At 74.6% G+C, this 8,667-nt stretch carries 6 protein-coding genes; 1 reads left to right on the top strand and 5 read right to left on the bottom strand.

Annotated elements, in window-relative coordinates; translation table 11 throughout:
* A partial coding sequence (locus FRCN3DRAFT_RS48845) for a KR domain-containing protein (protein ID WP_035931249.1) occupies positions 1-3,410 on the top strand: 3,410 nt, incomplete at its 5' end.
* 139 nt (positions 3,411-3,549) lie between these two features.
* On the opposite strand, the gene FRCN3DRAFT_RS0241045 is transcribed toward FRCN3DRAFT_RS48845, so the two are convergent.
* The 5 genes from FRCN3DRAFT_RS0241045 to FRCN3DRAFT_RS48860 form a co-directional block, all read right to left on the bottom strand.
* Positions 3,550-3,897 carry a nuclear transport factor 2 family protein gene (locus tag FRCN3DRAFT_RS0241045; protein WP_007520225.1) on the bottom strand — a complete coding sequence of 116 codons (348 nt, stop codon included), beginning with the start codon at positions 3,895-3,897 and terminating at the stop codon, positions 3,550-3,552.
* 192 nt (positions 3,898-4,089) lie between these two features.
* Positions 4,090-5,340, bottom strand: a complete 1,251-nt coding sequence (locus FRCN3DRAFT_RS48850; protein ID WP_007520223.1) for a cytochrome P450 — start codon at positions 5,338-5,340, stop codon at positions 4,090-4,092.
* A 20-nt stretch (positions 5,341-5,360) separates the two neighbouring features.
* A complete protein-coding gene (locus tag FRCN3DRAFT_RS0241055) occupies positions 5,361-6,629 on the bottom strand; it encodes a cytochrome P450 (protein WP_007520222.1) in 1,269 nt (422 codons plus the stop codon).
* Complete coding sequence (locus FRCN3DRAFT_RS48855) at positions 6,626-8,314, bottom strand: acyl-CoA dehydrogenase family protein (protein WP_007520220.1); 1,689 nt, start codon at positions 8,312-8,314, stop codon at positions 6,626-6,628. The genes FRCN3DRAFT_RS0241055 and FRCN3DRAFT_RS48855 overlap by 4 nt, the downstream gene beginning before the upstream one ends.
* 73 nt (positions 8,315-8,387) lie before the next feature.
* Positions 8,388-8,667 (bottom strand): hypothetical protein (locus FRCN3DRAFT_RS48860; RefSeq protein WP_007520219.1); only part of this gene is annotated, 280 nt, incomplete at its 5' end.

An 8,667-nucleotide genomic window follows, 5' to 3' on the forward strand; every position in this document is an offset into this window, starting at 1 on the left:
AGGCGCGAGCGCTGTCCGCGCGCCTGTCGCCGCCCGCCGGCCTCCGGCGCGCGGACGTCGCGCACGCCCTGGTCACCACCCGCGCCGCGCTGCCCCACCGAGCGGCGGTGCTCGTCGGGGGTTCCGGCCTGGCCGGCCTCGACCTGGTGGCGCGCGGCGAGCGCGCGCCGGGTGTGATCACCTCGACGGCCCGCGACCACGGCAGGGTCGCGTTCGTGCCGCCCGAGGACGGCGACGAGCTGCTGACGGCGGCTGTCGACCTGCTCGGCTTCGACGCCGCGTTCGCCACCCGGCTGGCCGCCTGCGCCGCGGCCGTCGAGCGGCACGTCCCGTGGCAGGTCGAGGCCGTGCTGCGCGGCGAGCCGGGCGCGCCCCCGCTCACGTCGGCCGAGGTCCGGCGACCGGTACTGTTCGCCGTCGAGACCGCGCTCACGGGTGTGTGGCGAGACCGCGGCGTCCGGGTCGACGCGGTGGCCGGCCCGCGGGGCGGGATCGTGGCCGATCACCTTGCCGGTGCCCTCACGCTGGAGGACGCCGCGCGCTTCGCCGTCGCCGGGGACGCGTCTCACGGCGCCGGTCCCACGGTGGACGCCCTCCTGGCCGCCGGCTACCGGGCGTTCGTGGTGCTCGGCGCCGACCGGGACGCAGTGGGTCTGGCGGAGGCCGCCTCGCGGGCCGACGTGCTGGTGCTGGCCGCGCTGCCCCTCGGGGAGGGGCTCGCCGAGGCGTGGGTGAACGGGCTTCCCGTGGCGTGGCCCGCACCCGCCGAGCCGCGGTTCGTCGACCTGCCGACCTACCCCTTCCAGCACAAGGACTACTGGGTCCGGGCACCCGCGGCCACGGCGCCGGCCCCCGCCGGGGCCGAGGCCGACTTCTGGACGGCGGTCGAGGAACGGGACGCCACCACGCTCGCGGGGCTGCTCAGCGCGAGCGGACGCGGCGCGGTCGAGCCCGACGAGGTCGAGCCGGTGCTGCCCGCGCTGGCGGCGCTGCTCGAGGAGTCGCGCCAGGACGCCGCGGTGGCGCACTGGCGCTACCGGACCGAGTGGCGGGAGGTGGCGCCCCCCGCGCCCAGGGAGCTGTCCGGGCACTGGCTCGTGCTGGTTCCGGCGTCCCTGGCGGAGACCGAGCCGTGGAGCGGGGCCCTGGAGCGACGCGGGGCGACGGTGACCCGCCTGGCCGTGCCGGCGGGCGTCGAGCGGACGACGCTCGCCGAGGACCTCGCCGGGGCGATGGCCGCGCGCCCGCCGCGGGGCGTCGTGTCCGCGCTGCCGATGGACGAGACCCCGCACCCGGGACATCCCGCGATCGCCGCCGGGCTGACCGGCACGCTGCGGCTGGTGGGTGCCCTGGTCGACCTGGGCGTCGAGGCGCCGGTGTGGTCGCTGACCCGGGGCGCCGTGGCGGCCGCCCCGGGCGACGCCGTCGACCGCCCCGCGCAGGCCGGGGTGTGGGGGCTCGGGCTGGCGCTGGCGGAGGAACACCCGCGGCTCTGGGGCGGCACGGTCGACCTGCCCGCGGATGACGCGGCCGCCGATCTGCTGGCCGCGGTGCTCGCGGTCGGCGGCGGCGAGGACCGGATCGCCCTGCGTGGGTCGTCCGTGCTGGCCCGCCGGCTGGTCAGGGCTCCGCTCGACGGCCGACGGGGACGACGGGCGTGGCGGCCAGCGGGAACCGTGCTGGTGACTGACGGCACGCACGGCACCGGGCTGGTGGTCGCCCGGGAGCTGGCTCGGGCCGGCGCTCGGCATGTGTTGCTGACCACCGCGCGGGAACCCGACCCGGCCCAGAGCGCCGCGCGCGAAGCCGAGTTCGCGGCTCTGGGCGCGCGGGTGACGATCGCCCGGTGCGCGTTCGCCGACCGTGCCGAAGGCGCTCGGGTGCTGGCCTCGCTCCCGGCCGAAGAGCCGCTGACCTCGGTCTTCCACTGCGCCGAGGTCTTCGAGGAGAGCCCGCTGGAGGACATCGAGCTGCCCGCGCTGGAGCGCGTCCTGCGGGCCAAGACGGTCGCGGCCGAGACCCTGGACGAGTTGACCCGGGGCCTCGGCCTGTCCGCGTTCGTCCTGTTCTCCTCCATCGCCGGGAGCATCGGGGTCGGCGTCGGACTTGGCGGCTTCGCCGCCGCGAACGCGCACCTGGACGCGCTCGCCTCGCGGCGGCGGGCCGCTGGGGCGTCGGCCACCACCGTGGCCTGGGGAGTGTGGACCGAGGACTTCGCCGACCCGGCCCGGGCCGCGCTGGAACGGGCCCGGCACGAGCGGCTGCGCAGGCGAGGCATCCCGGCGATCGCGCCGGACCGCGCGCTGGCCGTGCTGCGCCAGGCGCTGAACGCCGACGACACCGCGCTGTTGGCCGCCGAGATCGCCTGGCCCGACTATCTGCGGGCGACGGCGGCCGGCCGGGGCCCGCTGTTCGCCGGGCTCCCGGAAGCCGTCGCGGGCGGGCGGATCGACCGGGACGCCGGCGGCGGGCAGGCATCGCCCGCCCGGCTTGCCGGTGACGAGGAGCTCGGCGGCACCCGCCCCACGGACGCCGGGAGCACAGCCGATACCGGGAGCACCGCACCGGTCCCGGGATCCGCCGGAACGACCCTCGCCGGGCTCTTCGAGGCGGCCGTCGCCACGGGCCGGGCGGGCGGGTTCACCGGCCTGCTGGCCACGGCCGCCGGTTTCCGCCCGGTCTTCGACGACGCGGCCCGGGCCCCGTCGCTCGATCCGGTGCCCCTGGCCCGCGGCGACGCGCACCCCGCGGTCTTCTGCCTGCCCACCATGCTGGCGACCTCGGGGCCCGAACAGTTCGCCCGGCTCGCGACCGGCCTCGGCGGCGGTCGGGAGGTCTCGGCGCTGACGTTGCCTGGTTTCCGGGCCGGCGAGGCACTGCCGGCGACCCGCGAGGTGCTGGCCGAGGCGCTGGCGGCCACGGTCCGGCGGTCCGCCGCCGGACGGCCGTACGCACTGCTCGGCTACTCGTCGGGCGGGTTGTTGGCGCTGGACCTCGCGGCCCTGCTGGCGGCCGAGGGCACCGGCCCGAGGGCGGTCGTCCTGCTCGACACCTTCCCGGTCGGCGGCGGGCGGCTCGACGAGTTCGGGCCCGCGCTGCTGACGGCGATGGCCCGCCGATCCGAGATCACCGGGCTCGACGACGCCCGGCTGAGCGCGATGGGCGGCTACCTGCGGCTGTTGGCGGGCTGGCGGGCGATACCACCCCCCGCCCCCACCCTCCTGGTACGCGCCGCGGGACACGACTGGGGCGGCCCCGGGCCGGACCGCGCCGAGCTGGCCGCGCTCTGCGCGACGCTGGACACGCCCGGCGACCACTTCACCCTGATCGAGGAGCACGCGGCCGACACGGCGCGTACGGTACTCGGCTGGCTCGCGGAGCTGCCGACGCCCGCCGCCGCCCGGGCCTGACACGAAAACGGGATCCGGCGGGGTCACAGACCCCGCCGGATCCCGTCGGTCACGCGGCTGCCGCGGTCGATCCGGATCCGGTCAGTAGCCCGGCCGTACCGCCGGACACTCGCTCAGGCGGTACGGCCGGGCCGGCGGCTCAGTCGAAGAAGCCGTGGATCCGCTCGATCTGGCCGTCCTTCAGCAGGACGAAGTCCCGGCCGCTGGCGACCGGCGAGCCTCCGTCCGGGCCCGCGGTCCAGTCGAACAGCGCCGTGTCGTGATGGAACTTGACGGCGCCAAGGACGAAGATCAGTTGCGGGGCCTGCTTCCGGAAGCTCCCGATGTACGCGTTGATCCCGTCCCGGCCCGCGACCTCGGCGGTCGGGTCGGTGTAGAGCGCGTCCTCGGTGAAGACCTCGGCGATGCCTACCGCGCGGGCCGCGTCGTCCGTCTCGTTGAAGACCTCGATGTACCTCTGCAGGATTTTGGTGACGGCGTCGCTCATGCTCGTCCTTTCGGAGTCAAGGTGAGCGCGCAGCACAGGCCGTATTCACATGGACCGCGTTCGCAACAATCGCGTTCACAACAATCGCTTGCGCGAAGATCGCTTTCACGGGGAATACACGACTAAGAAGTCGTCGCAGCAGACGCCGCCTATGCTACACGCTCCGGGTGTACCAGCGGTGACCGAACCAGGTCACCCGGCAGATGTCAGCGCCACCGGGATCTCCCGATAGCTACGCTGGGTGATAGCCCCGTTGGTCGGGGGGTTGGGCGTCAGCAGCTCCGGCTTGAAACGGCCGAGCAGCACGTTCAGACCCACCTCGCTGATCATCTTCGCGATCGGCGCGGCCACGCAGTAGTGGATGCCGAACCCGAAGCCCACGTTGCGCGGCCCGACCCGAGCCAGGTCCAGCTCGTGCGGGTTCTCGAAGGCCTCCGGGTCGCGGTTGGCGGCGGCGTTCAGCATGTAGATCTCGTCGCCCGGCTCGAGCGCGATGCCGCACACCTCGGCGGGCTCCAGAACCATTCGCTCCAGCAGGTGCACGGTGCCGTCGTAGCGCAGCAGTTCCTCCACCGACCGGTCGCCGTGCTCCGGATGGGCCACGTAGTAGGCGAGCTGGTCCGGGTTCTGCATCAGCGCGACCGCCGACAGGCCAAGCAGGGCCTGCGGGGCGGCCCAGCCTGCCAGGAAGACGTTGGCCACCGTGGTGATGACCTCGATCTCGTTGAGCCGGTCGCCTGCGTCCTCGACCCGGATCAGGTCGGTGACCAGGTCGTCCCTGGGGTTCACCCGGCGGTCGGCGATCATCTCCTGAGTGATCTCCATCACGCCGTCGCGCACCGCGTTGCGCTGTGCCACCGCGTCGGGGGTGAGGGTGAAGCCCGGGTCGAGGCCGCGGCCGCCGTCGCGGCCGTACCCGATGCAGCGGTCCGTGTACTCGGCGGGCACGCCGACCAGTGAGTTGACGGACCGCACGGCCAGCGGGCGGGTGAACTCGGCGGCCAGGTCGCACGGCCCGTCGCCGTGCCGCTCGCGGGCGGTGGTGAGCAGCTCGACGGCTATCGACTCGATCACCGGGCGCATCCGCTGCACCACCTTGGGGGTGAAGGCACGGTTGACCAGCGCCCGCAGCCTGGTGTGGTCCGGTGGGTCCATGAACATGAGGGCATCGCGCTCGCCCGCAGGGGTCGGGATCTTGGCGTCCTGCGCGCCCAGGCCGTCGCCGTGGCCGAAGCGCGGATCGCGAAGGATCTTGTTGACCTCCTTGTAGCTGACGACGGCGACGCCGGCGTCCGTCGGGTGCACCGGCCCCTGCGCCAGCAGCCTGGCGTACATCGGGTAGGGGTTGGCGAGGAACTCCGGGTCCAGCGGGTCGTAGGGCAGGACCTTCGGGGGACGGTTCTCGGCGGCCGGCGTCCCGGTCGCCATCAGGGCCTCGGACATGCGCGGATCTCCTCGCGGGATCAGGCCGCGAGCAGCTCGACCGGCAGGTCGAGCAGCACGGCGTGCTTGTTGTACGGGGTGCGGGCCACGGGGCCGGCCAGCCGGATCTCGGCCACCCGGTCGGCGAGCAGCTCGATCAGCGGGCGCAGCACCAGCCGGCCCGCCTCGCCACCCGCGCAGTCGTGGGTGCCAGAGCCGAAGGACAGGTGCGGATTGGGGTCCCGGCGGATGTCGAAGGCGTCGGGGCGGGTGAAGACCGCCTCGTCGCGGTTGGCGGAGGGCCACCAGAGGGTGACCTTGTCGCCGGCCCGGATGGTCTGCCCGTACAGGTCGATGTCGCGGGTGGCGGTGCGCCGGTTGTACGGGTTGGGCGGCGCCCAGCGGAGCATCTCCTCGATCGCGCCGGGCAGCAGCGAGCGGTCCTCGCGCAGCGCCCGCCACTCCGTGGGGTGCTCGGCCATCGCCAGCAGCCCACCGGCGAGGACGTTGCGGGTCTGCTCGTAGGCATGCATGAGCAGGACGAGGTAGTTGTGTTCGCGCTCGTAGTCGGTCAGCGGCGCCTCGCCGCTGTTCTCGGCGAGCCGGCCGTGCGCGAGCAGCGAGCCGAAGTCCCGGCCAGGGCTGCGTCGCTTGGCCGCCAGCAGGTCCTTGAAATACCCGCCCATGGCCTGCACGGTCGCGAGCGAGGCGGCGTCCGTCAGGCCGGTGCGGCGGTCGGCCAGGCCGACGACGGCGTGCACCCAGGCCGACAGCTGGTCCAGGTCCTGCGCGGGAGCGCCGAAGAGCCCCGCGACGGCGCGCAGCGCGAGCGGCTCGGCCAGCTCGGCGACGAGGTCGCCGCGACCACGGGCGAGCGGCACGCCGAGCAGCTCGGCGGCGTGACCGCGCAGTTCGTCCTCGCGCAGCAGCGCGGTATCGCCGGTCAGCGATGGGGTGATCATGTCCTTGAGTGCCTGGTGCCGCGGGTCGTCCATCATCGGCAGCAGCACGCCGGCGTGCACGCCCATCTCCATGTCCTCGAGGTGGGTGCCGCCGCCGCCTCGGCCGCCGCCGCCTTCGGCGGAGAAGGCCGGGTCGGCGCCCGCGGCGGCGATGTCGGCGTGGCGGCTGAGCACCCAGAAGCCCTCGCCGTCCACGCTGTTCACGCCCGGCGGGTGGTAGAGCAGCGGGGCCTCCCGGCGTAGCCGGGCGAACAGTTCGTAGGGCGGGCCGGCCGCGAAGTGGGCGTGGTCGGTCAGGTCGAAGGCGCCGAGGATGTCCGGCGGCCTGACCTCGGGCGGTGTCGTCACAGGGACTCCTGGGCGGCCAGCCAGGCGCGGCTGATCTTGGCGTAGTCGGGTGGGTTGGGCTCCTGTTCGGTGGCGAGCCGCCGGGTGAGGTCGGCGACGCGGAACCCGGCCGCGGTGGCGTACACGTCGGCCAGGTCCTGCTCCGCCGCGCCACCCGACCGGGCCGCGCGGCCAAGCACCGCGCAGATGCCGAACAGCTCGGTGGCGAGCTCGCCGACGAGGATCACCGGCTCCTGCCGCTCGCCGGGTTCGGCGGGATCGCCGTGGCGGTCCGCGAGCCGGCGGCAGGTGCGGTGCAGGTTCTGGAACAGGTCGGCGGCGGCCGACAGGTGGCGGCGGTTGGCCGCGGACAGGTCGGCACCCGAGAGGTCGGGCACCGAGAACGCGCCGGCGGCCCCCTCCTCACCGGGGTCGCCGTAGTGGGCCAGCACGAGCTGCCCGGCCCGCAGGTCGTTCACGTAGTCGACGTTGCCGACCGTGCGCAGGACGCGCGCGTCGCGGTGATACCGCTCCACGGGGTGCGCCGCCGCGCCCCGGCGGCGTTTGCTCTGCGCGGTCTCGATGCCCTCGCCGCCGAGCAGCGCGACGGTGCGGTCACTGGCCCGCCAGGCCAGCGCCGTGGCGAGGTTCTTGGTGACGTAGAGCTCGAAGGACCGGTCCTCGGGGCCGGGGTCCAGCGTCGTCCAGCGCACCGCGCTCTCCACGGCGAACTCGGCCGCCAGGACTCCCGCGACGATCCGCTGGACCTTGTCGTACTCGGCCAGGCCGCGGCCGTCGATCCGGCGCCGGGAAAGGAACTCGGCGCAGTACTCCAGGCAGTTGCGGATGACGGCCAGGGAGCCGGCCGCCCCCAGGGCTGTGCGGCCGTAGAGGCCCTGCAGGGCGATGGTCCGGGGCAGGCGTGCGGCGCCGTCGCCGAGGATCGCGTGCTCCCTGGGCACCCGCACGTCGTTCAGCCGGAACGAGGCCGACAACCCGTTGACGCCGATGAAGTCGTTCGGCGCGACGACCTCGAACCCAGGGGTGCCGGTGGTGAGGAAGAAGACGCCCGCCCGCGGCCCGTCGGGCTCCGTCACGGTCGCGGAGACGCCGAGCACGTCGGCGATGCCGGCGTTCGCGATGAACAGCTTCTCGCCGCGCAGCAGGTAGGAGGAGCCGTCCTCGGTGAGCGTCGCGGTCGCGGCGGGCAAGGTGTTGTTCTGGCCCGCGGGGTCGGTGTCACCGAATCCCGACACGCTGCCGGCCGCGATCTCGGCGCGCAGGAAGTCGTGCAGCGGGCCGGCCGGCACCGCCGGGAGCAGGGCGCTGGCCGCGATGCCGTTCTGCACGCAGAGCATCTGCCCGACGCCCATAGAGCGGCGGGCGGCCCGCACGACGACCCGGATGAGGTTGTAGGGCGACAGCCCGCGGCCGCCGAGTTCCGCCGGGGCCGTGAGCTGGAAGTAGCCGCGGTCGCGCAGCTCCTCCAGCAGCCCGTCCGGCCAGATGCGGGTGCGGTCGAGCTCGTCGCCGTCCACCCACCCGTCGACGAAGGGGCCGAACTGCGCGAGGAACTCGTCTCCCGCGGCGGTCTCCCGCGGCCCCGGCTCCGGGAACGCGGCGAACAGCTCCCAGGGGAGCCGTCCCGAGGCGAGCGCATCGATGAAACTGCGTGGTGGGGCCTCGCCGGCGGTAGGGCTGCGCATGCCGGCTCCCTTCCTCTCTGGTCAGGTCTGGTGGGGTCGGGTCCAGGTGGGGTCAGGTCCAGGTGGGGTTAGGTCAGGCGGACGCGGTCTCCTGAGCGGCGATCAGGTGGGTGAGCCGGCGTTCCAGGCGGTCGAGCCCAGCCGGTTCGACCCCGGAGGCGGCGACGTAGCCGTCGGGGCGCAGCAGCAGGAAGCCGGACGCGGTCCGGCGGAGGTGGTGCTCGTGGCACACCGCGCCGCCGTGTGCCAGGGCCAGTCGGCGTCCGCGGTGCGCCAGGGCGGAGTCGGCGCGGCCTACGGTCAGCAGGCGGAAGCCGGCCTCGGTGCCGGGAGCGGCGCGGGGCACCCAGTGC

Source organism: Pseudofrankia saprophytica (assembly GCF_000235425.2).
Classification (GTDB): Bacteria; Actinomycetota; Actinomycetes; order Frankiales; family Frankiaceae; genus Pseudofrankia; species Pseudofrankia saprophytica.

Bases quoted from the DNA above. Each gene is read 5' to 3' on its own strand.
- FRCN3DRAFT_RS48850 (WP_007520223.1), bottom strand. From the start codon at position 5,340: ATGTCCGAGGCCCTGATGGCGACCGGGACGCCGGCCGCCGAGAACCGT.
- FRCN3DRAFT_RS0241045 (WP_007520225.1), bottom strand. From the start codon at position 3,897: ATGAGCGACGCCGTCACCAAAATCCTGCAGAGGTACATCGAGGTCTTC.
- FRCN3DRAFT_RS48855 (WP_007520220.1), bottom strand. From the start codon at position 8,314: ATGCGCAGCCCTACCGCCGGCGAGGCCCCACCACGCAGTTTCATCGAT.